General features: G+C 70.0%; 21 protein-coding genes, 2 pseudogenes and 1 riboswitch. Of the genes and pseudogenes, 12 read left to right on the top strand and 11 right to left on the bottom strand.

Annotated elements, in window-relative coordinates; genetic code table 11:
* The first annotated feature begins 132 nt into the window (after positions 1 to 132).
* A complete protein-coding gene (locus tag CWS50_RS10555; protein ID WP_127842754.1) occupies positions 133 to 879 on the top strand; it encodes a transposase in 747 nt (248 codons plus the stop codon).
* Between the two features lie 356 nt (positions 880 to 1235).
* Here the strand turns inward: CWS50_RS10555 and CWS50_RS10545 are convergent, their stop codons facing one another.
* The 5 genes from CWS50_RS10545 to CWS50_RS10525 all read right to left on the bottom strand — a co-directional run bounded on the left by CWS50_RS10545 (position 1236) and on the right by CWS50_RS10525 (position 5089).
* On the bottom strand, positions 1236 to 1466 hold the full coding sequence (locus CWS50_RS10545) for a type II toxin-antitoxin system prevent-host-death family antitoxin (protein WP_243118301.1): 231 nt from the start codon (positions 1464 to 1466) through the stop codon (positions 1236 to 1238).
* A 127-nt stretch (positions 1467 to 1593) separates the two neighbouring features.
* Positions 1594 to 2823: an AAA family ATPase gene (locus CWS50_RS10540; RefSeq protein ID WP_127842752.1), complete on the bottom strand. Its 1230-nt coding sequence runs from the start codon at positions 2821 to 2823 to the stop codon at positions 1594 to 1596.
* 217 nt (positions 2824 to 3040) lie between these two features.
* On the bottom strand, positions 3041 to 4258 hold the full coding sequence (locus CWS50_RS10535) for an MFS transporter (RefSeq protein ID WP_206610408.1): 1218 nt from the start codon (positions 4256 to 4258) through the stop codon (positions 3041 to 3043).
* Positions 4259 to 4406: 148 nt separating this feature from the next.
* Entirely contained in the window at positions 4407 to 4721 is a 315-nt protein-coding gene (locus CWS50_RS10530; RefSeq protein WP_243118300.1) for a PIN domain-containing protein, read from the bottom strand.
* 89 nt (positions 4722 to 4810) lie between these two features.
* The gene (locus CWS50_RS10525; RefSeq protein ID WP_164860131.1) at positions 4811 to 5089 is read right to left on the bottom strand and encodes a type II toxin-antitoxin system Phd/YefM family antitoxin; all 279 of its coding nucleotides are present in this window, start codon (positions 5087 to 5089) and stop codon (positions 4811 to 4813) included.
* Between the two features lie 781 nt (positions 5090 to 5870).
* On the opposite strand from CWS50_RS10525, the gene CWS50_RS10520 reads away from it, so the two are divergent.
* Entirely contained in the window at positions 5871 to 6842 is a 972-nt protein-coding gene (locus CWS50_RS10520) for a diaminopimelate dehydrogenase (RefSeq protein WP_127842750.1), read from the top strand.
* Positions 6843 to 6925: 83 nt separating this feature from the next.
* On the opposite strand, the gene CWS50_RS13635 is transcribed toward CWS50_RS10520, so the two are convergent.
* The gene (locus CWS50_RS13635) at positions 6926 to 8323 is read right to left on the bottom strand and encodes a Fic family protein (RefSeq protein WP_243118299.1); all 1398 of its coding nucleotides are present in this window, start codon (positions 8321 to 8323) and stop codon (positions 6926 to 6928) included.
* A gap of 225 nt (positions 8324 to 8548) precedes the next feature.
* On the opposite strand from CWS50_RS13635, the gene CWS50_RS10505 reads away from it, so the two are divergent.
* The 4 genes from CWS50_RS10505 (at position 8549) to CWS50_RS10490 (ending at position 11515) form a co-directional block, all read left to right on the top strand.
* A complete protein-coding gene (locus CWS50_RS10505; RefSeq protein ID WP_127842749.1) occupies positions 8549 to 9604 on the top strand; it encodes an NAD(P)-dependent alcohol dehydrogenase in 1056 nt (351 codons plus the stop codon).
* Positions 9605 to 9703: 99 nt separating this feature from the next.
* Complete coding sequence (locus CWS50_RS10500; protein ID WP_127842748.1) at positions 9704 to 10294, top strand: DUF1349 domain-containing protein; 591 nt, start codon at positions 9704 to 9706, stop codon at positions 10292 to 10294.
* 256 nt (positions 10295 to 10550) lie between these two features.
* Positions 10551 to 11249: a hypothetical protein gene (locus CWS50_RS10495; RefSeq protein WP_127842747.1), complete on the top strand. Its 699-nt coding sequence runs from the start codon at positions 10551 to 10553 to the stop codon at positions 11247 to 11249.
* Between the two features lie 35 nt (positions 11250 to 11284).
* The gene (locus tag CWS50_RS10490; protein ID WP_127842746.1) at positions 11285 to 11515 is read left to right on the top strand and encodes a DUF5682 family protein; all 231 of its coding nucleotides are present in this window, start codon (positions 11285 to 11287) and stop codon (positions 11513 to 11515) included.
* A 45-nt stretch (positions 11516 to 11560) separates the two neighbouring features.
* Here the strand turns inward: CWS50_RS10490 and CWS50_RS10485 are convergent, their stop codons facing one another.
* The 3 genes from CWS50_RS10485 to CWS50_RS10475 all read right to left on the bottom strand — a co-directional run bounded on the left by CWS50_RS10485 (position 11561) and on the right by CWS50_RS10475 (position 13534).
* Complete coding sequence (locus CWS50_RS10485; protein ID WP_127842745.1) at positions 11561 to 12304, bottom strand: NADPH-dependent F420 reductase; 744 nt, start codon at positions 12302 to 12304, stop codon at positions 11561 to 11563.
* A gap of 598 nt (positions 12305 to 12902) precedes the next feature.
* Complete coding sequence (locus tag CWS50_RS10480; protein ID WP_127842744.1) at positions 12903 to 13316, bottom strand: PIN domain-containing protein; 414 nt, start codon at positions 13314 to 13316, stop codon at positions 12903 to 12905.
* Positions 13313 to 13534, bottom strand: a complete 222-nt coding sequence (locus tag CWS50_RS10475; protein ID WP_127842743.1) for a type II toxin-antitoxin system VapB family antitoxin — start codon at positions 13532 to 13534, stop codon at positions 13313 to 13315. The genes CWS50_RS10480 and CWS50_RS10475 overlap by 4 nt, the downstream gene beginning before the upstream one ends.
* A 244-nt stretch (positions 13535 to 13778) precedes the next feature.
* Here CWS50_RS10475 and CWS50_RS13250 point away from each other — a divergent pair, with 244 nt between their 5' ends.
* The 4 genes and pseudogenes from CWS50_RS13250 (at position 13779) to CWS50_RS10455 (ending at position 18346) form a co-directional block, all read left to right on the top strand.
* Positions 13779 to 14555 (top strand): TetR/AcrR family transcriptional regulator, encoded by a 777-nt coding sequence (locus CWS50_RS13250; protein WP_206610407.1) that lies wholly within the window; start codon positions 13779 to 13781, stop codon positions 14553 to 14555.
* Between the two features lie 56 nt (positions 14556 to 14611).
* Positions 14612 to 15680, top strand: a pseudogene (locus tag CWS50_RS10465) (MFS transporter).
* A pseudogene (locus CWS50_RS10460) lies at positions 15677 to 17667 on the top strand (PEP/pyruvate-binding domain-containing protein). The pseudogenes CWS50_RS10465 and CWS50_RS10460 overlap by 4 nt, the downstream one beginning before the upstream one ends.
* A 97-nt stretch (positions 17668 to 17764) precedes the next feature.
* Positions 17765 to 18346, top strand: a complete 582-nt coding sequence (locus CWS50_RS10455; protein ID WP_206610405.1) for a PEP-utilizing enzyme — start codon at positions 17765 to 17767, stop codon at positions 18344 to 18346.
* Here the strand turns inward: CWS50_RS10455 and CWS50_RS10450 are convergent.
* Together CWS50_RS10450 and CWS50_RS10445 are read right to left on the bottom strand one after the other, a co-directional pair.
* Positions 18343 to 19197 carry a tetratricopeptide repeat protein gene (locus CWS50_RS10450; protein WP_127842742.1) on the bottom strand — a complete coding sequence of 285 codons (855 nt, stop codon included), beginning with the start codon at positions 19195 to 19197 and terminating at the stop codon, positions 18343 to 18345. The two genes, CWS50_RS10455 and CWS50_RS10450, sit on opposite strands and share 4 nt — an antisense overlap.
* 90 nt (positions 19198 to 19287) lie before the next feature.
* Positions 19288 to 20307, bottom strand: coding sequence for a DUF368 domain-containing protein (locus CWS50_RS10445; protein WP_206610404.1), 1020 nt, complete (start codon positions 20305 to 20307; stop codon positions 19288 to 19290).
* A gap of 482 nt (positions 20308 to 20789) precedes the next feature.
* Between CWS50_RS10445 and CWS50_RS10440 the strand changes: the two genes are divergently transcribed.
* Positions 20790 to 21440: a DUF417 family protein gene (locus CWS50_RS10440; protein ID WP_127842740.1), complete on the top strand. Its 651-nt coding sequence runs from the start codon at positions 20790 to 20792 to the stop codon at positions 21438 to 21440.
* Positions 21441 to 21524: 84 nt separating this feature from the next.
* Positions 21525 to 21654: riboswitch (FMN riboswitch) on the top strand.
* A 154-nt stretch (positions 21655 to 21808) separates the two neighbouring features.
* Positions 21809 to 22897: a bifunctional diaminohydroxyphosphoribosylaminopyrimidine deaminase/5-amino-6-(5-phosphoribosylamino)uracil reductase RibD gene (gene ribD / locus CWS50_RS10435; RefSeq protein WP_243118298.1), complete on the top strand. Its 1089-nt coding sequence runs from the start codon at positions 21809 to 21811 to the stop codon at positions 22895 to 22897.
* The last annotated feature ends 28 nt before the right edge of the window (positions 22898 to 22925 follow it).

Here is a 22925-nt window from a genome sequence, read left to right as displayed (position 1 = left end):
TCGGGGTTTTGTGGTTGAGGGGCTGAGGCGGGGGTGAAGGTGTCGTTTCGTCTGGAGTGGTGTGGGTTGTTGGGGTCTGTCGTGTTTCAGGGGGGGGACAGCTTCGAGGTGGGGACTGCAGCAGGGTTGTGCTTGTTGGTGGGTGTCGGGACCGGCTGGGTCAACGTGCTTGCTCATGGTGGTGGAGTGCTGCTGGCCGAGACGGTGCGCGCCCGTGGGCTGGACGTGCTGCTGTCACAGGTTCTGGCGCCGTGGTCCAGGCTGCTGGCGCGCCATGACCCGGTCAAGGTCGTCCTCGACCTGGCGCTGTCGCTGGTGGTTGAGCGCGCGGTGGTCCTGGCCAGGGCGCGCCGCGCGGGCTGGACCCTGGCCGGAGCGTGGGCGCTGACGGCCGCTGTCAGCGCCCAGCGGCCGCTGGTCACTGATACCGGCGCCACCTTGGTCACCGCCCACCCTGACAATGAAGGAGGGGGGTGGCACCGACCTTCAAGAAGGGCAGGAAGGGGCTTTGGGCTCCGTCCCTTGACCGCGTGGACCGACCACGGTCCCCAAGGTGCTGGCGAGAACGCCGCGGTCATGCTGCGGCCCGCGAGCGCGGGGTCGGACACCGCCGCCGACCATGAGGCTGTCATCGCCGTGGTGCTGGCCCGTGTGGGCCTGGGTCCCGGGCCCGGACGCAAGGTGCTCGTGCGCACCGACGCTGCTGGTGGGACCAAGGCCACCTTGGCCGCCCTGGAGCGCAGAGGGGTGTCCTGCAGCGTCGGACTCACCCTGCCCAGTGACATGTCGCGGGCCTGCAGGCTGGTCCCCGCCCAGGCCTGGACCCCTGCCTGCGGCGTCGACGCGGCTCCCGCGAGGCGGCGGACGTGGCAGGGCTGACGGACCTGGTCGACGTGGGCGGGTGGCCCAGGGCCACGCGTGTCATCGTGCGCCGCGCGCGGCGCGCCACCACCCGCTGCAAGACCCCCAGCCCCCTTCGCCGACCTGCTGACCCCAGCGATCACCACCCTGCGCGCACGCCGACCCACAGCACCAGCAAACCACCACCCACCCACGACCCCCAGGAAGGACCCGTCGGCAGGCAAGGCCCACCCACCGCGACCACACGCCCCACCCCGCCACACCCACACGCCACAACCAACCCCACCCCAACAACCCCACCCACGAAACAACAAGGCCAGCCCGTCGCGACGGCTTGCGAAGTTCGCTAACGACGTTGGTGTCCAGCAGGTGGCTCACAGTTCGGGAACTGCTAGGTTGATCTGCACTGGGGTCATGTCGATGCCAGAGTCCTCTTTCATGCTCAGCCGCTCAACCAGTGACGTACCGGTCTCGCTGAGACGGTGGTACTGCGCGACGGACAGGAGGACGTATGCTGGCTCACCGCGGTCAGTGATGATGACAGGGCCGTGGGCGGCCTCACGCTTGGCGGCACTGACGTTACGGTTAAACTCGCGTGTGGTCATCGTCACCATTCGACCACCTCCCGTGCAAGAATATGCAGGTACCTACTTACATTAGGCCTTCTGGGTGGCCCGGTCAAGGATAGTTCGGAGCGATGATGGCCCGCCTCGCCGCCGCCCAGTCAGTGCGCTACCAGGGCCACGACGAGGTGAGGTAGGCCTCGATAGCGCGGTGGTGGAAGCGGTAGTGCCTGCCTCGCCGGATGATCCCTCGGGTGAGGTCCAGGCGCTGCGCTGTGGGGCCGGCATCGGAGGCCCGCCGGTAGCCCATGGCCTGGGCGATGGTGGTCAGGCTGCGCTCCTGCGGCGCGAGTTCGGCCATGGTCTCGATGAAGTGCCTCTCTCGCTCGGGGAGGCGGTCCAGGATGCGCCGTACGTGTGCCTCGGCCTCGGGTGCGGCGTCGCGCCACCCGGTCCGCACGTGGGTGGCGGTGATGAGGCTGTCGGTGCCCGCGTACCAGGCGCGCTCCCCGGCGAGCTGGAAGAGGAAGGGCTCCCCGCAGGCCAGCTCGACGACGGCGCGCTGCGCGGCGGGCTCCATGTGCACCCTCTCGGTACCGCCTCTCCCGCTGGCCAGTGGCCAGCCTTCGGTGACGAAGGGCTGGAGCGCGGCCATGAGGGCGTCGTCGTCAATGGCGTCCAGGGTGGTGGTGCGGAAGCGGCGCGCGAAGGTGGCACCCGTACGGGCACCTGCCATGTCCGCGAACTCTGCTAGGCCCGTGAGGTAGACAGCCATCGGCAGTCCGCGCTCCACCTGCCAGCCGCCGGGCACACTGACGGTCTCCTCGTAGGTGAGCGCGTCCCCCAGGGCGGTGAGCAGCTGGGACCGCGCGTGCTCGTCGGTGATGTTCTGTACCTCATCAATGTGGATGACTACCATGACGTCGCGGTGGCGGGTCGCCACGCGCCCGATCTCGACCAGGAGATCGGTCAGGGCGGTGTAGGGCTCCGGGCCCTCCTGTGCGCGCACGGACAGCGAGACGCCGGATGCGGCGACTGTCTCTACCCTGCTCAGGAGGTTGGCGACGCGCCGCTCCCGGGCGGCAGCCAGGCCTGCTTGTGAGGCCAGGTCCAGGAGCGCGGCAGCCACCCTCTTGAGAGGGTCTGTGCCAGAGGGGATGCGTAGTTGCGGCGTCACCCAGTCCCCGGCCTCGGAAGCCTCGCGGGCGATCCGGCGTACGAGCGAGGACTTGCCCGAGCCCGCCTCCCCGAGGACCGTGCGGCCCCGCTCGTGGATGCCGGCCACGCGGCGTGGCCGCAGGACGTCGCGCCAGTCGCTGAGCTGGGTGGTGCGGCCCGCCCACACCTGGGGCACCGTGTCGGAGCCGGGACTGAACGGCGAGTCAAGCGGGGACCTCATAGCGGGGACCTCATGGTGATAAGTTTATCGGAGCGCAGGGTGGCTGATAAGTTTATCGGTGTGTGGGTGGTGTGGCGGCTGCTGCGCGCCACGCTGGCACGATCGGGGTTCCAGGCAACGAAAAGTTCATAAGGCAACACGGTGCCATGGTGTCCTATGACGTTTTTGTCACCTGGGTGCCGTGGTGCGGGCTGGCCAGCCTGAGAGGATGGACGCGTCAGCCCTGGGGCCGCGTCACACGGTTGAGCCTCTCGCTCATGACCAGGCCCAGGAGGGCCAGTGCCAGCAGGTAGACGGGCAGCAGCCACAGGCCCGTCCAGCCGGAGAGGATCCCGAAGATCGGGGGCATGACCGTGGCGCCCGTGTAGGCCGCAGCCATCTGGATGCCGATGACCGCCTGGGAGCGGTGGCGCCCGAAGTTTGCCGGGGCGGAGTGGATGATCGCTGGGTACACCGGGGCCGCGCCCACGCCAGCCAGGACGAACCCGGCACAGGAGGCGGGGCCCAGCGGCAGGGCTACCACTGCGGCCCCCACGGCTCCCAGCGTGAGGCCCCTGCGGATGAGCGTCCGGTCCCCGACGCGGTCGGCGAAGAAGCCGCACAGGAATCGGCCCGCAGTTAGCCCCAGGATGAACAGGGCGCCGAAGGACGCCGCCGAGGAGGCCTCGAAGCCGCGGTCGGCGACGAAGAAGGTGGCGCCCCACAGCATGGCTGTCTGCTCGAAGGAGCAGTAGGCGAAGAAGGCCAGCAGGACGGAGGGGACCCCGGGGATGCGCAGCGTTGTCAGCAGCGAGACGTGGCCGCCGGTACTGTCGCTGCCCTCAGTGCTGCTGTCAGTGCTGCCGCTGGCGGTGGGTTCCTCCGTCAGCTGGCCAGAGGGCATTGCTGCGACGCGCCGCCACAGCGGCAGGCTGGTAGCCAGCACGACGGCCAGTCCTACCTGAAGGAGGCCGATGGAGCGGTAGGCGGCTGGCCAGCTCGCGTCGGTGGACAGCGCCAGGCTCATAATGAAGGGGCTGACCGACGCCCCCACGCCCCAGAAGCTGTGCAGCCAGTTCATGTGCCGCGCGCTGTAGTGGAGCGCGACGTAGTTGTTGAGCGCCGCGTCCACTGCCCCTGCGCCCAGGCCGTAGGGGACGGCCCACAGGCACAGCACCCAGAACTGCGTGGCGGTGGAGAAGCCCAGCAGGGCCACCGCCGTGGCCGCCACGCTTACCGCCGTCACCACGCCCGCGCCCAGGCGCCGGGTCAGCCGCTCCGAGGCCAGGGAGGAGACGATCGTGCCGATCGAGATGATGACGGTGGCACCCCCGGCGAAGGAGAGCGGGACGCTAAGGTCCTCGTGCATGACGGGCCACCCGGACCCCACCAGCGAGTCCGGCAGGCCGAGGCTGACAAAGGCCAGGTAGATAATGGCGAGCAGCAGCAGGTACACGGGGGGGCCTCTCAAGGGGCTGGTCGTGAGCACGGGGCGTGCCGGGGCGGCGACGGTGCAGACAGTATCCCCGGTCTGCCTCCCGCCGCACCGGGCCTGTCCGGTGTGCCGCACCAGCACGAACCCCGTCAGGCAGGCCGCGAGCGTGTCACCGCTGCTCGACAGGGTCGGTGACAGCCAGGCCCAGGTGGTCGGCGACGGACGTCATCGTCGAGTCGTGCGTGGCCACCGTGACCTCCTCTCCGACCAGGAGTGCAGTCGCCAGGTGCAGGGCGTCGAGCGTCTTGGCGTGCCGCTCAATGGAGTCGGCGACGGCGTGGGTCTCCCGGGTGATCTCAGGCAGGCCGACGCGGTCGAGGAGCGGTGTGGCGTCGTTGAGCGGCCTGCCGTCGCGTCTCAGGATGCGGATGACCTCCGTGCGCAGCAGCCGGGAGGCGAGGAAGACCGCCCCGCAGGTGTCCATCCACGTCTGCAGCCGATCACGTGTCCGGGTACGTCCAGGACCGTGCGCAGTGCCACCGAGGAGTCGAGGTAGATGAGGCTGGCAGGCACTTAGTGGTCACCGCACAGCTCATGGAGCAGGGCGTCTGCCTCCTCCTCCGTGTACCCCGGTCCCCCAGGGTGTGCTGGCCACGGCGCAGGGTCCGGTGCTGGAGGGGTGTAGCGCCCTTCCCGCTCCAGGCGCGTCAGGGGTGCGGTGGGGTTCTGTGCTGTGCTGATCCGCCAGCGCGCCCTGCCGCGCTCGGTCACGATGACGTCATGGGCGTCGTCCACGCGGTCGAGCGCGGCGGCGGTGTGCTGGTTGAGGTCACGCTTGCTGATGGTCCGCACGACCCTCATGTGCTACGGCGGTACTACATGTGCTGGAAGTGATCCCTGCCAGCCGTAGGGCTCGCCCCGTCAGGTGGGCGGACCCTGGTGGCAGGGTGCGGCTGGCCTCGGTCGCGCAGAGGATGGAGGGCTGGTATGGCTGGTGCGGACGGGCCGGGAGGCCGCGGCTGCCGACAGCACGGCACTGGTTGCACGCCCATCTTCCTCCAGGTTTATGCGAATCGTTGGGATGGCGCCGTTTCACCATGCGGGCCGGGGACGCCTCGATGGCTCCCATGTGCATCGAGCACCCTGATGCACATGGGAGCCTCGACCTCAGGTCACATGCCTAGCCGAAATCTGCGGAATGACGCGGTTTGCGCTCGCCACCTGAAAGGGTGAGCGTGCAACCGTGCCCGCGACCGGCTCCTGTCAGCCTGCGGACGCTTCCACAGCCGGGTATGTGAGGCTCCGCACCAGCTGCGTGGGCCAGGCTGCCGCCGCCCGGGTGCCCTCTGCGGGTCCGACGAGCCCGCGACAGGTGCGCGGGGCAGGGCTTTGGCCAGCCACCACCCGCGTGACCTCCGCAGGATCCCAGGTGCTGTGAGTCCGGAGGCTGACGGGGTGCGGCGGGGCTGTCACACGATGGCAACCGCGCGTCCTTAGGATCGCCGGGTCGCCAGGACGCACGCCTCCAGTTGCCACGACGCACGTCTCCAGGGCTCGCGGAGTGGCTAGAGCGGCTGCAGGGCGGTTAGGGCGCAGGAGCGCAGCACATCTCCAGATCACACCAGGAGGACGCATGATCAGGGTCGCGGTCAACGGGTACGGCAACCTCGGGCGGGGTGCTGAGCAGGCGGTCTCCCGCAACGACGACATGGAGCTGGCCGTCGTCTTCACCCGGCGCGACCCGGACTCGCTCACCACCCAGGGCGCCCCGGTGGCCCACGTCGACGACATGCCCCGCTGGGCGGACAAGGTCGACGTCTGCCTCAACTGCGGAGGGTCCGCCACCGACCTGGACCAGCAAGGGCCAGCGACAGCAGCCTTCTTCACCACGGTGGACTCCTTCGACACCCACGCCCGTATCCCTGAGTACTTCGCCTCCGTGGACGCCGCCGCCAGGCAGGCAGGCAACCTGGCACTCATCTCCACCGGCTGGGACCCCGGCCTGTTCTCCATGCTGCGTGTCCTGGGGGAGGCGGTCCTGCCCGAGGGCGCGACGACGACCTTCTGGGGTCCCGGCGTCTCCCAGGGGCACTCTGACGCCCTGCGCCGTGTCGACGGGGTCCTCGACGCCCGGCAGTACACGCTGCCAGTGGAGGAGACCCTCGCCGCGGTCAGGGCGGGCGAGGAGGTAGAGTTGACAACCCGCTCCATGCACCGGCGCGACTGCTACGTCGTGGCCGAGGAGGGCGCCGACCTCGCTCGTGTCGAGCGGGAGATCGTGGAGATGCCCAACTACTTCGCCGACTACGACACCACCGTCACCTTTGTCACCGCCGAGGAGATGGCTGCCGAGCACAGCGGTATCCCCCACGGCGGCACCGTCGTGCGTCGCGGTACCACCTCTGAGGGGGCTGCAACGAGCGTGGGCTTCGACCTCCAGCTGGGCTCAAACCCGGAGTTCACCGGCTCCGTGGTCGCCGCCATGGGGCGCGCGGCTGCGAGGATGGCAGCGCGCGGGGAGGCCGGTGCGCGTACTGTCTTCGATGTGACGCTGGCTGACCTGTCCGCGAGAACCCCGGAGGACCTGCGCGCCCACTACCTGTGAGGGTCGCCCGGTCGGAGCCACCTGTCGGACCTGCCTGGCTGCGGTGCGCAGAGTAGCCCAGGACCTCGTAGTCCAGGCAGGACCTAGCGCTGCGGGCGGGCAGGGACTGCACGGCCTGGCGTGCGGACCCGGGTGTCGAACTGGGTGCTGGCCAGGCGGCGCTCAGCCCAGGTGATGGCGTCCAGGACCGCCGGTGCCGTGTAGGCGCGCCTGCCCGAGCCGATGGACTCTGTCCTCAGGATGCCAGCAGCCTGCAGGGTCTCCAGGCCCCGGGACGCGGCTGTGCGCGAGACGCCGTAGAGGCGTGACACCGTCGCGACCGTGAGCACGGGGGTGCCCGGCAGGCCCTCCAGAATCCGCAAGGCGGCCGAGCCCGCACGTAGGGCGCGGCCTGCGTTCTCCCGGGCTGCCCACTCCCGTAGGCTCTCCTCCCACCCGCAGCGGATGTCGGCCAGCTCCGCAGAGATCTGCTCCGCCTGGTCGCAGGCGAGGATGACAGCGCGAAGAAAGAAGAGGATCCACGCCTCGCTCCCGCTGCCAGGCCCACCCTGTGCGTGGGTGGTGCCGGGAGCCGGGGTCTGGGGCGACCTGGGTTCGTGGTGTCCCCCCGTCAGCTGCGTGGAGCCGACTACGTCCTTGGCTGACGCCGGGGTCTCGCCCAGGGGGGGCTCTGTGCTCTCGCGGAACAGGGAGAGCGCCTCGACGTACTTCTCGCTGAGCGTCGACATGACCAGACTCGTCGGCAGGACGGTTCCTGCCAGCAGGCTTCTGCGTGCCAGGACCGTGTGGATGAGGGCACGGCCGACCCGGCCGTTGCCGTCGGTGAAGGGGTGGATTGTCTCGAACTGCGCGTGGACGAGCGCTGCCTGGACGAGCGGGGCGTGAGCGGCCTCGTTGAGATAGGTGAGCAGGTCCTCGACGAGCGTCGGCACAAGGTCCGGCGGAGGGGGGACGAAGTCGGCGTCCAGCGGATGGTAGGAGGAGCCCCCTACCCAGTTCTGGACAGTGCGAAGACCATGGTGCTGCGGGGAGTCGGGGAGCAGGCTCCGGTGGAGGTCCAGCAGGTGGTCCGGGGTCACCGGCTGGGGGGCCATGAGGTTCTCGACGGCCTCCCGTACGAGCGTGACGTTGTGGGCGACGGTGCGGGCCTGTCGGCTCAGTCCCCTGACCTCCTCCTGCTGCCCCAGCTCCGCCAGGGCGATCTTGTGGGCTGAGGGTGCGATCCCCTCGATCTGGGAGGAGGCGATGGCCTCGCTGCGCAGCAGGAACCGGCCTACTGCTGCGAGGTCCTGCGAGGTGGCGAGGCTGCGTACGCGGGTCTCCGCCCGGGCTGCTAGCTCTGCGGTCTCGTGACTCAGCGCGAGGCTGCTACCTGCCAGAGGGGCGGGGACGTAGGCCAGGTAGGCTCCTGAGCGCCGGTCCCTGGGACGCAGCCCGCTCTCGTAGGTGCTCTCCCAGAAGCGGGTGACGTGGTACCCCATGAGTCGTGTTCCTTGGCAAGGTGTCGGTTCGCAGGCGTTGACGACACTTTAGCCCTTAAGGTGTCGTCAGTGCCTCCGCAGTGACACGTCCTGCCTGTCGGGGCGCACCAGGTCGGGATGCCGCAGGTGAGGAGAAGGTCCTAGCTTTTCAGCTTCCACCAACATTAAGGTTTCCCATTCGCCGTCCGGCGAACAGGAGCATGATGTTGAGGAAGGGAGACGCCCGTGAGGGGTTACGCGATGCTCAGGATCGGAGAGACCGGCTGGATCGAGAAGGAGGACCCCGTCCCAGGACCACGTGACGCCATCTGCAGGCCGGTCGCCCTGGCCCCCTGCTCCTCAGACATCCACACGGTCTACGAGGGTGGTGTCGGTGAGCGTCACGACATGGTCCTGGGGCACGAGGCCGTCGGTGAGGTCGTCGAGGTAGGGGCCGAGGTCAGGGACGTCAAGGTCGGGGACCGGGTGATCATCCCCGCCATTACCCCCGACTGGTCCTCGACGGCGGCCCAGGACGGCTTCCCCATGCACTCCGGTACCGCCCTGGGCGGGTGGAAGTTCTCCAACACCAAGGACGGGGTGTTCGCCGAGTACATCCACGTCAACGACGCCGACGCCAACCTGGCACGGCTGCCCGATGGCATCAGCCCGGAGGCGGCCGTGATGTTGTCGGACATGGCAACCACGGGCCTGCATGGAGCTGAGCTCGCCCAGATCAGTCCCGGGGACTCGGTCGTGGTCATCGGTATCGGCCCGGTGGGGCTCATGTCTGTCGCGGGCGCGGTGATCCTGGGGGCGGGGCGGCTCTTCGCCGTGGGATCCCGGCCCAGGTGCATCGAGGTCGCCACAGAGTTTGGGGCCACGGACATCGTCAACTACCGTGAGGCCGACGTCGTCGAGCAGGTGCTGGAGGCCACCCACGGCGAGGGCGTCGACCGGGTCATCGTGGCGGGCGGGGACCTGGGAACCTTCCAGCAGGCCTTCGACGTGCTCAAGCCCGGCGGCAAGGTGGGCAACGTCAACTACCTGGGTGAGGGTGACTTCATTACTATCAGCCGCGAGTCGAGCCTGGTAGGCATGGGGCACAAGCAGCTCGTCGGGGGGCTGACCCCCGGGGGCCGACGCCGCATGGAGCGGATGGCCGATCTGGTGCTCGCTGGGCGCATCCACCCCGAGAAGATGATCACCCACCGCTTTGAGGGGCTGGAGGCCGTTGAGCAGGGGGTCGAGCTCATGCGTACCAAGCCCAGCGACCTCATCAAGCCTGTCACCGTGCTCTAGGATGCTGTCGCGGACACGCATGTGGCCTGTCGGCCCGGGGCGCAGCGCCTGGGGACGTGCCTGAGGCGGGGCGGGTCCACCGGGAGTAGAGTGCCCGCCATGGCACTCATCCCCTGGTCCGAGGGACACTGGCTCAACCCACCTGCCGCTGCTCAGGAGAGGGGTGAGGACCTCCTCGTCACCGCTGTCGAGGGATCTGACGCCTGGTGCCGTACCGGCTACGGCTTCGTCGTCGACACCGCCCACGCGCTCCTGATCCCCTTCGAGCAGGGGCGCGCGGTCGAGGTGGAGCTGACCGCCGACTTCACCGAGACCTTCGACCAGGCCGGAGTCATGGTTCGTGTCGACGCTGAGAACTGGGTCAAGGCCGGGATCGAGTTCTCCGACGGCGTGTGTCAGCTGGGTGCCGTGGTCACGGCGGGCGGCTCTGACTGGTCCGTCGGCGCGGTCCCCGACTGGCAAGGGCGGCGTGTGCGGGTCCGCGTCAGCCGTGCGGGCGGCGCCCTCACGGTACGCGGTGGTCTGGTGGGGCCAGACGGCTCGGCCGCCCTGCGCCTTGTCCGCCTCCTGCCCTTCCCTGAGGACGCTGCCGCCCAGGCGGGCCCCTTCCTGTGCGCCCCCAGCAGGGCCGGGCTGACCATCCCCTTCCACTCCTGGCGCACCACCGAGGCGGACGCCTCCATCCACTGACACCACGCCTACGGGGCGCACCGTCGGCCACCGCCGGGGCTCGTGCTCAGCCGGCACTCCGGTGTCACCGGGTGCCGGGCGCTGTCGGCCACCGCGAGGGCTCGCGGGTGAGACGGCGCCCCGGGGAGGGCTGCCCGGCAGTCCTGCCCGGGCCTGCGGCTCCATCGGGGTGACGCGCCGCTGTGCGTATCGGGATAGGGTTGCTCGTGTCCTTGCCGCTCAGCGTGAGACGGGAAGAGGCTAGGGAAGGATGAGCATGTCCCTACGTGGTGTCGAGGGTGTCCGCAGGGCGGGCACGCTTGTGTGCTGGCTGTTTCGCGGAAACCGCCCGGTAGCGGTCCTGGGCTGTGTGCTGGTCTGCTTCGACCTCGGGTTCATGCTCCTGCACCTTGCGGCGCTGCTGTGGCTTCCAGGCAACAGGATGCTCTACATCGACGTCGACCGGGGGTACGCCGAGATCTTCCAGGCGCTGAAGTACACGATGGCCGCCCTGCTCCTGTGTGGTGCGGCAGCCACGCGGAAAAGGTGGTCACTGGTGCTGTGGCTCCCCGTCCTCGCCGTGCTCCTCCTTGACGACCTGTTTCAGGGCCACGAGAGTGCCGGATCCTACGTCCACCGCACGCTTCTTCCCCAGGCAGGCGACTGGGTGCAGGATGCTGGAGCGGTGTGCACCCTTCTTCTGGGTGCCCTCGCGGTGGGTGCTCTCCTGTGGGTGGGCTATACCCGCGCCTCCTCGTCGACACGGTGGGTCTACCGGGTGCTGGTGGCACTGCTCGTCCTGCTGGCCGTGTTCACGGTCGGGGTGGGTCTGCTGGGCTCACTGGTCCCCGAGCGCACCGTGCTGGCAGATGTGCTCACGCTGGTGGAGGACGGGGGCGAGATGCTCGTGGTCAGCGGCTTCGTGGTGGTCGCGGCCCGGCTGCTCGGCCCCCTTCCTGCTGCACAAGGCGTCTGAGGCCTCCCTGCGTGCCCCTGGGCACCATGGGGGGCATGTGGCAGGACGCCACGAGCAGGGAGCTGGACCTGGACCTGCGCAGGGACACCGGTCTGAGCCGCTCCACGCTCCTTCACAGGCTGCGGATCCTGGACTTCCCCTCACGTGTGGTCCAGGTGGTGCAGGCTGACGCCATCAGCCGCCTGGGCCTGACCCGTCTGCTGGACGACCTTGATGACGAGCTCGGTCCTGTGGGAGGGCTCGGCCTGGCGCCGCTCGTGGTCTGAGCTTCCTGAGTGCGAGGCCCCAGCGTGCGGCTGGGCCTCGCACGGCTACTGGTAGAGCACCCGGGACAGCCTGGTGCCCCAGTCTGGGTCAGGGTTTGTCCTGGGGTCGCCCATCCTCTCCTGGATCACGGCAACGGCGAGGTCCCTGCGCCTGGGAGCGTGCTCGGCGTCGGCAGCCTCCAGGGCTGCAGGCAGCTCACCCAGGGTGAGGTCGGTGCAGTAGCAGGGGTTGCCTGGCTGCTGGCGCCACGACTGCGAGATCGGGCCGGCGTCGTAGGCGTCGAAGCCGCTGTCCTCCATGAGGGCTGTAGCACGCTCGCGGTCCTGGGGGCGGTCTGCCGCCACGGGCAGCGCGATGCGGCCGGGGGAGCCGGAGGGCAGGCTCTTGTGAGCCAGGGAGCCTGAGCCGATGCAGTTCCAGGCCTTGACCACCGGGCGGCCTAGCTGGGAGGCGACCCACTCGCTCTCCACCTGGCCGGGAGGGAGGAGGTCCTGTCCGTCGCGCTGCGGGTAGTAGTTCGAGGTGTCAATGAGCGTGGCTGACTCCGGGAGGCTGGACACCACCGGGGCGAGGGCCGGGACGGCGCTCAGCGGCACGGACAGGACGAGGACATCAACGTCTTGAACCGCCTCAGCGACGGTTACCGGGTGTGCTCCTGCCTCGGTCACCTCGGGGGGAATCGTCTCAGGGCCGCGGGAGTTGGCCGCTTTGACCTCGTGCCCGTGCTCGCTGAACCGCTGAGCGAGGGTCCTGCCGATGTGTCCGGTTCCGATGACTCCGATGCGCATGTCTGCTCCTGTCTGCTGCCGTGAAGGTGGTCCTAGGTCTTCAGGTGACGACGTGTCACGCTGGGTCCGCACGAGCCGACCCCATGTTTGTTCCGGCACCAGGCATCATACGGAGGTGGTCTCCGGATTGCAAGGGGGTGGTATGGGGCGTCGGCGGGGCTGCCGACCCGTCGGCTTCCTGCGCGGACCGCCACCTTGGTCTCTAAGCGCACTGACAGCCTCAGGTGTGGTCGCGTGGTACCGTCGGTCCCCCGTTCAGGCTACCTGTCAGAGAGAGGGGTGGTAATGAAGGCGTTGCTGATCAATGCTCACCACAGCCACCCAGGTTGGTCGGAGGGAGGGCTGAACGCCTCCCTCCAGGAGGTTGCGCGACGCTTCTTCGAGGTGCGTGGGGACGACGTGGTGGAGACTGTGCTGGCGCCCTGGCTGACGTCACTGCCACCTACCGGTTCTACGGCTACACCGTGCTGCCGGAGTTCGCGGTCCTCGACGGCCGCAAGAACTCCCAGGTTGAGGCCGACCTGGCTCGCTACGCCGAGCACCTGGAGGCCTGCGCGACCCGCTGGAAGTAGCGGGGCGCGGGTGCGGTGGGATCGACTCATGCTGTTGGCGCGACGTACTCGTGCATCAGGTCGCTGACCTGGGCGATGTAGTCGAAGTCGTGGTCGGCTGTCAGGACCGTCGCGTCGTTGACGATGGCGTAGGCGGCGATGAGGATGTCGAGCGTGCCAGCGCAACGGACCAGGCCTGAGTTCCACAGCGCGCCCTGGATGTCGAGCGCCAGCGACTCGTCTGGCGCGCGCTCCAGGGGGAAGCCTAGAGAGATGAGCTCGCGGTAGCGGGTGTGCTCCTGAGGGGTCCGAGCGCTGTGGCAGAACTCGAGCACCTGCGGAGGGCAGGTGACGAGAAGGTCAGAAGGAGTCCGCTCAATGCGGCGCAGCCTGGTGCTGACGCCTGGGTCGCCAGTCGCCAGCCGTGCCCAGATCGAGTTGTCAACCAGGTAGTCGGTCACGGTTGGTCGTGGGACGTGCCGGGACGCACCACTGGGGAGTCCAGGCCCTCGGGCAGGTCGTGGAGCTCCGCGATGCCGTCGATCATCGCGCCTTTCTGCTTGGAGGCGATGAGCCGCCGCAGTGCCAGGTCGAGGACGGCGCGGTTGGACCGCTCGCCGGTCAGTGTGCGGGCGCGCTCGATAAGCTGCGGGTCGAGGTCAACGCTGGTCACTGCCACGGCGGTTCTCCTTCGGTCGCTAGTCTATCCTCGCTTATATATGAGTGATTATATCATAGCGGGGCGTTGTCGTCAGTGGCTGCGGTGGAGATGACGTCTTGGTGGCGTGGGTCGGGGTGGATGGGGTCGCCCGCCGGTCGGTGTGCGGGCGCGCTCGAGGGTAGGGCTGTCGCCGCGCCCCGCAGCAGTGTGTGACCATGGTCAGAAATTGACCACGGTCAAATTCTCAGGCTAGTCTCGCCGCATGAGTGATCGTGTGGTGCGACGACGGGCGCGGACCCGGGAGCGCATCTTCACCGAGGCCATGAGGCTCTTCGCTGAGCGGGGCTTTGACCGGGTCACCGTCGCTGACATCACCGAGGCCGCCGACATCGGCAAGGGCACCTTCTTCACCCACTTCCCCTCCAAGCGGGACGTCTTCCGCTACCTGGGTGAGCAGGTCACCGAGGTCATGGAGGCGGCCGCGCAGGAGAGTGGCACCGCCCAGGAGCGGCTGGCCCGCCTGCTGGGTGCGGCCACGGCCTGGTTGGAGGACCATCCCGAGCCCGCGCGGCAGATGGTCGGCTCACGCTCCTTCAGCGCCTCCCTCGACCTGGCCTCGCCCAGCCAGCAGCGCTTCCACCAGGTGCTCGCACGGATCCTGGCTGACGGCGTGGCGGCGGGCCAGCTGCGTGCCGACCTTCCCGTCGATGACGCCGCCCAGCTGGTGCAGACCGGCTACTACATGAGCGTGCTGACCTGGGCCGCCAGCCTGGAGCCACAGCAGGAGCACCGGGCAGCGGACCAGGAGCACCGGGCAGCGGACCAGGAGCACCGGGCAGCGGACCAGGAGCACCGGGCAGCGGACCAGGAGCACCGGGCAGCGGACCGGGACGCTCAGGAGACGCGGCGCGGTCCGGCTGCCCGGGCGGTCCGCGACGCCGAGGACGACCGCTCCACCCTGCGGGCCGCCCCGGACGAGCGCCCCCTGGGCGAGCGGGTCCAGACCATGCTGGACCTTGTCCTGCGGGGTATGAAGTGAGCCAGGAGGGAGCCGTCCTCATCTGTGTCGCCTCAGGCGCAGGGGCCTCCGCCCTCATGCAGACCCTCCTGGCCAACGCCACTCCGCGAGCCGTCTCAGAGCTGTCCACCACCGGGCTGTACGGGCTCGTAACAGGCAGCTACCTCCTGTCCTCCGTGCTGGCCCTGCCGCTCTTCCCCCAGTACGCAGACCGCCTGGGACCACGACCCGTCCTCGCCGCTGGCCACCTCTGCTTCTGCGCGGGCACGCTGGGGCTCGCCCTGGCTCCCAGCATGCCCGTCCTGCTGCTGGCCCGCGTGGTCCAGGGCCTGGGCGCCGGTGCCATCGTGCCAGCAGGGCTGGCCGCGCTCGGACTGCTGCTCGACGGGGCGGGCCGGGGCCGGGCGCTGTCGCACGTCGGAGTGGTCCAGGTGGTCGCCAACCTCGTCGGCTGGGTGGCTGACTGACGGGCCTGGCTGGAGGCTGGGTGTCGTCACCGCCCTGCCGTTGTCCCTGCTGTCACTGCCCCTGCCCCGTCGTCTTCCCGGCGTGGAACCGGTGGCGGGGTGGTGGCGCCCCAGTCCACGTGCGCAGGTCCGGCTGTGGACGGGCGGCACCCTGGGCCGCTGTGCTGTGCTCTCCGTCCTGGTGGGTGCTGTCACTCTGGGCTCACTGACCTACGCCCCGCTCGTCCTGCGCAGCCTCCACAGTCTGGACGCCACCTCCTCCGGCGGGCTGCTCGTGCCCATGCTTGCCAGCGCGGGAGTGGGGACCGCTGCCGCAGGGCGGCTGGCGGTGCACGGCTGGACACGTCCCACCTGCTGGCTGCTCATGATGGTCGGTCTGCCTGCGGTGGCCGGCCCCAGCCTGGTGCTGGCTGTCATCGGCCTGGCCGCTGCGGCACTGGGAGCGGGTGCCGCCTTTCCGCTGCTGCTTCTTGACGCCCAGGACGCCGTCGCTCAGGACCAGCTGGCCCAGGCCTCGAGCGTGGTCCAGCTCGGCCGCAACGTCGGTGCCGCAGCCGGGGTCCTGTGGCTGGGGGCGGGGCTGAGCACGGGAACGGCGTTGCTGGGGATCCTTGTCACGATGCGCGCCGCCGCTGCCGCAGGGCCGGTGATGAGTCTGGGACGAGAGGAGCGATCATGATCAGGTGGCTGGAGCAGGTAGGTGCTGACGACGTCGGGCTCGTCGGCGGGAAGGGCGCCAGCCTGGCAGAGATGGTCCACGCGGGCCTGCCGGTTCCCCCGGGGTTCTGCGTGACCACGCAGGCCTACCGTGCCACTGTCGAGCCGCTGCACCAGCGGGTGCTCCCCTTGCTGGCCGCAGGCGAGCACGACCGGTTGAGGCAGGTGGTGGCCCAGGCGCCGCTGCCCCCGGGCCTGGAGGAGCAGGTGGTCTCCGCCGTCGAGCGGCTGGACGGCCCGCTGGCGGTGCGCTCCTCGGCGACGGCGGAGGACCTGCCGGACGCGTCCTTCGCCGGGCAGCAGGAGACTGTGCTGGGAGTGGTGGGGCCCAGGACGTGCTGGCCGCGCTCCGGCGCTGCTGGGCCTCTCTGTGGAGCGACCGGGCCATCGCCTACCGGCACGAGCAGGGCTTTGCCCACGAGGGGGTGGCCCTGGCCGTCGTCGTTCAGCAGATGGTGCCCGCTGAGGCCGCCGGAGTGGCTTTCACCGCCGACCCGGTCACCGGCCAGCGCGGGGTGGTGGTCATTGAGTCCTCCTGGGGGCTGGGTGAGAGCGTGGTCTCCGGGGCGGTCACCCCTGACACCTTCGTGGTGCCCGACCGGGAGCCTTCCCGGGTCCAGGGTGGTGTGCCACGCCGTGAGCACGGCCGCCGCCGGGGCAGGAGCCTGCCGTGGGCGCGAGGCCTCGACTGGTGGGGCCGGGCCGGTGGGTGGTGGCGGTTGGCAGGTCCGGGTGCGAGCGGCACCGTGGTCTCTCGCAGGCTGGGCGACAAGCGCAGCCGCACCGACCTGGCTCCCGCAGGCGCCACCCGCAGCCGGGCCACGACCGCCCGCGAGCGTCGGCGGCTCTCGCTCACCGGTTCTCAGGCGCGACAGGTTGCCGTGCTGGCCCGTTGCGTGGAGGCCTACGAGGGCCACCCCGTCGACATTGAGTGGGCGGTGGCGGCTGGGCGCCTGTGGCTGCTGCAGGCCCGGCCCATCACGACGCTGGACGCAGCGGGGTCTGCTGTCCCAGCGCAGCCAGCAGGCTCAGCCGCAGCAGCAGCCCGGACGCAGACGGGGCACCGCAGCCTGAGAGACTGGGTGAGCCTGCCTCCAGCGCGGCGTCCGGGCCGCCTCAGCCAGTTCCTGCGTGCCGACATCATGGAGCACTTCCCGGCCCCCTACCCCCTTGACGTCACGGTCGTGGAGATCGCCTGGCGCAGCCTGCGGGCCGCTGCCGCAGCAGGCGGTGTCCGTATCCACGGCAGCCCCCCTGACGGTGGTCTGGCCAGCGTGGACGACGATGGCGTGGTCCGTCTGGGGTACCCGAGGGCCACCCTGTGGGGCCTGCCGCTGGGCGTGCTGCGTCTCGCCTCGACCCGCTGGCCCGACCCGAGCCTGTGGGAACGCCGTGAGGGGGCGCGTGCCCTCGCTGTCGCCACGCGGATGGAGGCGTTGCCCAGGACACGGATGTCCAACGAGGCGCTGGGGGAGGCGCTGGCGGGAGTGGTCAGCGAGGCTGAGGTGATGGAGCGGTCCCGGTTTACCCGCTACCTGGGTGCCCACCTGCTGCGGGGAGCCTGGCTGGATGTGCTGCTGCGTCTGGCGCGGACCAGGTACACCCAGCTCGACCTGCTGGGGGACCTGGACTACGCCACTGTCGTCATTGACCGCGACCTGTCCCGACTGGCCGCCTCAGCACCTGAGCCAGTGCGGAGGCTGCTCGCCCAGGAGACTGCGGATGATGGTGCGGGTGCGACGGTGGACGTCGAGGCGGTGCGCCAGGCCTGCCCCCGGTGGTGGCGGGAGGTCGAGGCTTTCCTGGCCGAGCACGGTAGCCGGACCACTGCCATGTACCAGCTGTTCTCCTCCACCAGCTGGAGCGAGGACCTGCCAGCCTTCCTGTCCGTCCTGGCGATGAGGGTGGGGGCCGGGCCGCAACAGCCCCTGGCACCCGCCTGCCGCTAAGCCGGAGCCAGGCGGGTGCCAGGGGGCCTCTCATGGCTCCCAGCCTGGCTCCCAGGAGGGCTCTGGTGGAGGCCAGACGGCGGCCCACGCCCGCCTTGTGGCCCAGGTGGGTGACCGTCTTCCCCGCCCCCTGCGGAAGAGCCTCACCCGGCTCGTGGCCGACTACCGCGCCGGGCACGTCATGCGGGAGGCCTCTGTCGTCGAGTTTGAGCAGTTGGGCGCGGCGGCGCGCGGGCTGGCCCTGGAGGTGGGGCGGCGGCCCAGGGAGGCGGGTCTGGTCGAGGACGCCCGGCAGGTGGCCTACCTGAGGCTGGAGGAGCTGGAGGCCTGGCTGCACGGGGGAGATGCTGACATCAAGCGGCTCGTGCGTGCCCGGGTACGGGCCCGTCCCCGGGCGGAGGCGGCCTGGCAGCAGCAGCGAGGAGAACCGGACGGTCGCCGGGGCGCGGTCCTGGAGGGGACGGGCGAGGCGGGTACCGCGCTGGTCGGCGTGGCCGCCAGCCCCGGGACAGCCACAGGCACAGCCCGGGTGGTCACCGGGCCAGCGGAGTTCGCACGCCTGCGACCCGGCGACGTCCTGGTGTGCCAGACCACCGACCCGGCGTGGACCCCGTTGTTCGCTCGCGCTGCCGCAGTGGTTGCCAAGAGCGGCGGAAGGCTCTCCCACGCCGCCATCTAGGCGTCTCTACCCACTTCTGTGCTCGTCTCCTTGTCTCCGTCCTCCCTGCTGCCACGGTTCCTGGCACGCTCCCGGTTGCGGACGAAGACGGCCAGGTAGGGGTGCTGCGGTCCCAGCGCTCGTTCAGCGTCATGGACCAGGTCGTCATACAGGGCGAGCGCCCGGTGCCGGTGGCCGCACGACTCATAGGCCTGGGCCAGGTTGTTGCGCGCGGACAGCGCGTCGGGGTGCTCCGCTCCCAGCACCCGGGCCGCGTCGGCAGCCAGCTCCTTGTGCACCCGGACCGCCTGCTCCACCTGGCCTGCGGCCCGGTAGGCGCTGGCCAGGGATGAGCGCGCGGTGAGGGTGCGAGGGTGGTCCGGCCCCAGCAGGGCCACGGTGCCCTCCACCACCTGCTCGCCCAGGGTGACCGCCTGCTGCACGTCCCCTGCGGCTCGGTAGGCGCTGGCCAGGGCGAAACGGGCGGTGAGGGTGTGGGGGTGGTCGTGCCCCAGCATGCGTGAGAGCACCGTGACGGGCTCGGCGAGCCTCAGGCCGGTCTCAGGCACGCCCAGCCAGACGGCGAGCCGGATGGCGTCAACCAGGGTGGAGACGACCTGGTCGTCCGTCATGAGCGGGTGGTACTGCTCCTGGCTGCCCAAGGCACGCAGCTGGGTGGTCACGTCCTCAAGCAGCGCACGCTGGGAGCTAGCGTCGGGCGCCCTGTCGGCAGCTTCGGCAAGAGTCAGGAGGGCGGTCACCCGGGAACGGGCGTGCGCCGCGCAGGCTGTGCCCCAGCGGCGCTCGATCTCGCTGAGCGCTGCCTCGTGGGCCGCATCCGACGACCCGGCAGTCTCATCCGTGGGTGGCATGCCAGGTATGCTAGCCAAGCCGGTGGTGGTGATGGCTCATGGTGCCCCTCGGCCTTCTGCTGGCAGGTGTGAGTCCTCTGCCGCCAGGGCTCAGCCTCCTGCAGCCAGACGTGCCGCTTGCTCCCGCGCAGCGCGGCGGGCTACGAGACCGTCGGCCACGACCACCAGCGTGACCACGGCGAACCCGGCAGCCCCCAGGAGGAGCACCGACGTGGCGTCGTCGCCGGGGGCCAGCAGGTGGTTGGCCTCGTCACGCCACGGCCACAGCGCCCTGGTGCCGCCGACCATGAGGCCTGCCAGTGCCGACAGGGTCATCGTCTGGTGGTAGGTGAGCAGCCACTGGAGGACCTTGACCACCAGGGCCAGCCCCAGGGCCGCGCCGACGGCGAACAGGGCCAGGTAGCCCAGGTCGCGGTCTGCGACGGCGCGCAGCGTGGGCTGGTACAAGCCCACGGTGAGCAGCAGGAAGGACCCGGAGAGCCCGGGAAGCACCAGCGCCGAGACGGCGACAGCGGCTGCCAGGACGATGACCGGTGGGCTGGGCTGGGCCTGGGCGGGGCTCATGGAGACCAGCAGCCATGTCACCACCGCTGCGGCGGCACCCGCTAGCAGCCGCAGCCACGGTGAGCGGCGTACCGGGGACCCTGCGGCCAGGGGGGACCTCTCCGGTGCCTGCACGACCATTCGTACCGGTACGACCACCGAGGCCAGGACCATACCCAGGAAGAGCCCACGCATCTGCTCCGGGTGCTGCTCGACGGCGTCTGACATCGGGCCGGCGACCAGGACCACTGCTGCGACCATTCCCAGGCCCACCGGCAGCAGCACCCGCCAGCTGACCGCCGCCAGGTGCGCCCGCGCGCGTGCGCTGCGCTGCGGCCCGGTCACCAGGACCCGCAGGGCGGAGACCAGTTTGGAGGCGGAGCCGATCAGCTCGGAGTAGATGCCGACGACAAGGGCGACGGTCCCACCGGAGACTCCGGGGACAGTCTCTGCGGTGCCGATGAGGGCTCCGCGCAGGAGGTTGCCGACCAGGGAGGTCGGGCGCTGGGGGACGGGGCCAGCAGGAGGTGCGGGGGCCGCGGCGTGGCTGGGCGGATGGCTGGGCACGGGGGCTCCTTGTGGAGGTTGGTGGTCCTGGGCGGCGCCCCGGTCGTGCCGGGACCCGGGTCGCAACGCTACTACTGGTTGGGGCGTGTGGCTGCTGGCTCCTGCGTGGTGGGCGGGGAGCGCGCGAGCGGTGAGAGGGTGATCTCGGCCGGGGCGCGGATCTCGGCCAGGGTGCGCGGAGAGTGCTGGTGTGGTCATGTTTCCGCTGACGTGGTGGCTGACTGAACTTTTGTGCAGAGGGTGCTTCTTTGCGCCTAATGCCGGGCGTTTCCGAGGAATGTTTTGCGGATGTGACAGCGGGAAATGTGTGCCAACGAACAAGGGTGGCCGGAAAATGTTTGCGCCGTGTCCGCCCCCACCTGTTCCAGGTGAGCGTTACATGGTCGCCCACCCTAGCATTGAGGGGGCGCTCACGGGCTTGGGTGCTTGTGGGTGATCCCGAGTCTTTTGCGAGACATTTCGACGACAGAAAGAGCTGCTTGATGACCACTAGTACTGCCGCTGGTCCCAGTCTCATCGACTCGGCCGCGCGCCGATTCGCCTCCCTGGAGCGCCTGTCCGTGACGCTGCTGCGTGTCGGCGTCGTCATCGTCTTCGTGTGGATCGGTGGCCTGAAGTGGTTCAGGTACGAGGCTGACGGCATCATTCCCTTTATCGCCAACTCCCCCTTTATGCGGTGGATGATCGGTGACCCTGAGGGGTACAAGCCGCACATGAATGCCGAGGGCGTCCTCAACGAGGCCAACCGTGCCTGGCACGAGGCCAACTCAACTTACCCGGTCTCAGTCTTTATTGGTGTCACGATCGTCGCCATCGGGCTGCTTGTCGCGGCGCACTGGGTCCGGCCAGAGCTGGGGATGCTCGGTGCGCTTGGTGTCATCGGGTTCTCCGTCATCACCCTGTCCTTTATTGTCACCACCCCGGAGACCTGGGTGTCGGCTCCCGCTGAGGGCCTGGCGGACTCCGACCTCGGCTTCCCCTACCTGTCGGGGCGAGGGCGGCTGGTGATCAAGGACTGCATTCAGATGGGGGCTGGCTTTGTCCTCCTCGTCGACTCCGCGCGCATGACCCTGAGGCGGCGCGGTGCCCGGGGTGGACAGGATCTTGAGCAGGAACGGGCCGAGGCCGTCTGAACCAGGCTCGGGCCAGCCTCTGAGGCGACCCCTGTGTGGTGTATGTTACATTAACAGCCCTGGGGGCCGTGCCATACTAGGGCCGTTATGTTCCGGGGACGGTGCAGCTCCGTACCGGCGGTCATAGTCCGCGACCCGACGTCGAGTAGTCACGTCGGATGATCTGGTGAGACTCCAGGACCGACAGTCACAGTCTGGATGGGAGGAGCATGATGGGGCCGGGGAGTGCGCCCTGGCGCCAGGTGGTCCTGGTGGGTGTGCCCGGATGGGCCACCTGACGGGGTGCCTGCTGGTGCCGGTGCCAGGCTCGGGCGGCCGCCGTCGTGTCCTCCTGTCTCCTCGGACCGGCCACTGCGGTAAGGGAGATCATGGACGTACCGATGACCTCGTCCTCCTCACAGGCTGCGTGGACACCTGCTGAGGAGGAGGCCATGCGGGCCGCCCTGGACGCCGCTCGCTCCGGTCAGCGCGGTGCGAACCCCCTGGTCGGGGCGGCCGTCCTTGACGAGGGCCGCGTGACGGCCGTCGGGTGGCACCGTGGTGCCGGGGCGCCCCACGCCGAGATAGAGGTGCTGGCCCGGGCCCGTCGGGCAGGTACCGACCTCAGCCGTGCCACCGTCGTCGTCACTCTTGAGCCCTGCCACCACCATGGCCGTACCGGGCCGTGCACGCAGGCTCTCCTGGAGGCGGGGGTGCCCCGGGTCGTCTTTGCCGCCGAGGACCCCAGCCCGCAGGCCCGTGGAGGTGCCCAGGCCCTGCGCCGCTGCGGGGTCCGTGTCGTGGGCGGACTGCTCGCCCGGGAGGCGGCCAGCCTCAACCACCGGTGGCTGCGCGCAGTGGCGCAGGACCGCCCGTTCGTCACGGCCAAGATCGCCCAGACCCTTGACGGACGCACGGCGGCGACCGACGCCACCTCCCAGTGGATCACGGGCACCCAGGCCCGCGCTCACGCCCACCTCCTACGTTCCCGCTGCGACGCCGTCCTCGTCGGTACCGGCACGCTGCTGGCTGACGATCCTCGCCTGAGCGCCCGGGACCCCCAGGGGCGCGACCTGCCGGACCAGCCGCTGAGGGTCGTCATGGGTGCCACCGAGGTGCCTCCTGACGCCGCCCTGCGCTCAGGCCGGTGGTGCCACCTGAGGACCCGCGATCCCCATGAGGCCCTCGCCTACCTGGCCGGTCAGGGTGTGCATCACCTGCTGGTGGAGGGTGGTGCCCGCGTGACCACGGCCTTCCTTGCCCAGGACCTGGTTGACTCCCTCGTCGTCTACCAGGCGCCGCTGCTCCTGGGTGCGGGCAAGGCCGCTGTCGCGGACCTCGGCGTCACGACACTGACCCAGGCGCGGCGGCTGGAGCCCGACCGCGACCCCGTGAGGCTCGGGGATGACGTGCTCCTGGAGCTCTCCCCGGTCGAGAGGGTCCCGCCTGCCCCTGCCGCCCCGTCCGTGCCCGCCTAGCCGCTTCCTCGGCGTGCCAGGCGAGCCT

This window comes from Actinomyces wuliandei, assembly GCF_004010955.1.
GTDB lineage: Bacteria > Actinomycetota > Actinomycetes > Actinomycetales > Actinomycetaceae > Actinomyces > Actinomyces wuliandei.
Note: the sequence above shows the minus strand (reverse complement) of the source record. Positions and strands in the feature narration are given on the sequence as shown.

Coding starts and splice junctions, on each gene's coding strand:
- CWS50_RS10545 (WP_243118301.1), bottom strand. CDS start 1,466: ATGACCACACGCGAGTTTAACCGTAACGTCAGTGCCGCCAAGCGTGAG.
- CWS50_RS10540 (WP_127842752.1), bottom strand. CDS start 2,823: ATGAGGTCCCCGCTTGACTCGCCGTTCAGTCCCGGCTCCGACACGGTG.
- CWS50_RS10530 (WP_243118300.1), bottom strand. CDS start 4,721: ATGGACACCTGCGGGGCGGTCTTCCTCGCCTCCCGGCTGCTGCGCACG.
- CWS50_RS10520 (WP_127842750.1), top strand. CDS start 5,871: ATGATCAGGGTCGCGGTCAACGGGTACGGCAACCTCGGGCGGGGTGCT.
- CWS50_RS13635 (WP_243118299.1), bottom strand. CDS start 8,323: ATGGGGTACCACGTCACCCGCTTCTGGGAGAGCACCTACGAGAGCGGG.
- CWS50_RS10500 (WP_127842748.1), top strand. CDS start 9,704: ATGGCACTCATCCCCTGGTCCGAGGGACACTGGCTCAACCCACCTGCC.
- CWS50_RS10495 (WP_127842747.1), top strand. CDS start 10,551: ATGTCCCTACGTGGTGTCGAGGGTGTCCGCAGGGCGGGCACGCTTGTG.
- CWS50_RS10490 (WP_127842746.1), top strand. CDS start 11,285: ATGTGGCAGGACGCCACGAGCAGGGAGCTGGACCTGGACCTGCGCAGG.
- CWS50_RS10485 (WP_127842745.1), bottom strand. CDS start 12,304: ATGCGCATCGGAGTCATCGGAACCGGACACATCGGCAGGACCCTCGCT.
- CWS50_RS13250 (WP_206610407.1), top strand. CDS start 13,779: ATGAGTGATCGTGTGGTGCGACGACGGGCGCGGACCCGGGAGCGCATC.
- CWS50_RS10450 (WP_127842742.1), bottom strand. CDS start 19,197: ATGCCACCCACGGATGAGACTGCCGGGTCGTCGGATGCGGCCCACGAG.
- CWS50_RS10440 (WP_127842740.1), top strand. CDS start 20,790: ATGACCACTAGTACTGCCGCTGGTCCCAGTCTCATCGACTCGGCCGCG.
- ribD (WP_243118298.1), top strand. CDS start 21,809: ATGGACGTACCGATGACCTCGTCCTCCTCACAGGCTGCGTGGACACCT.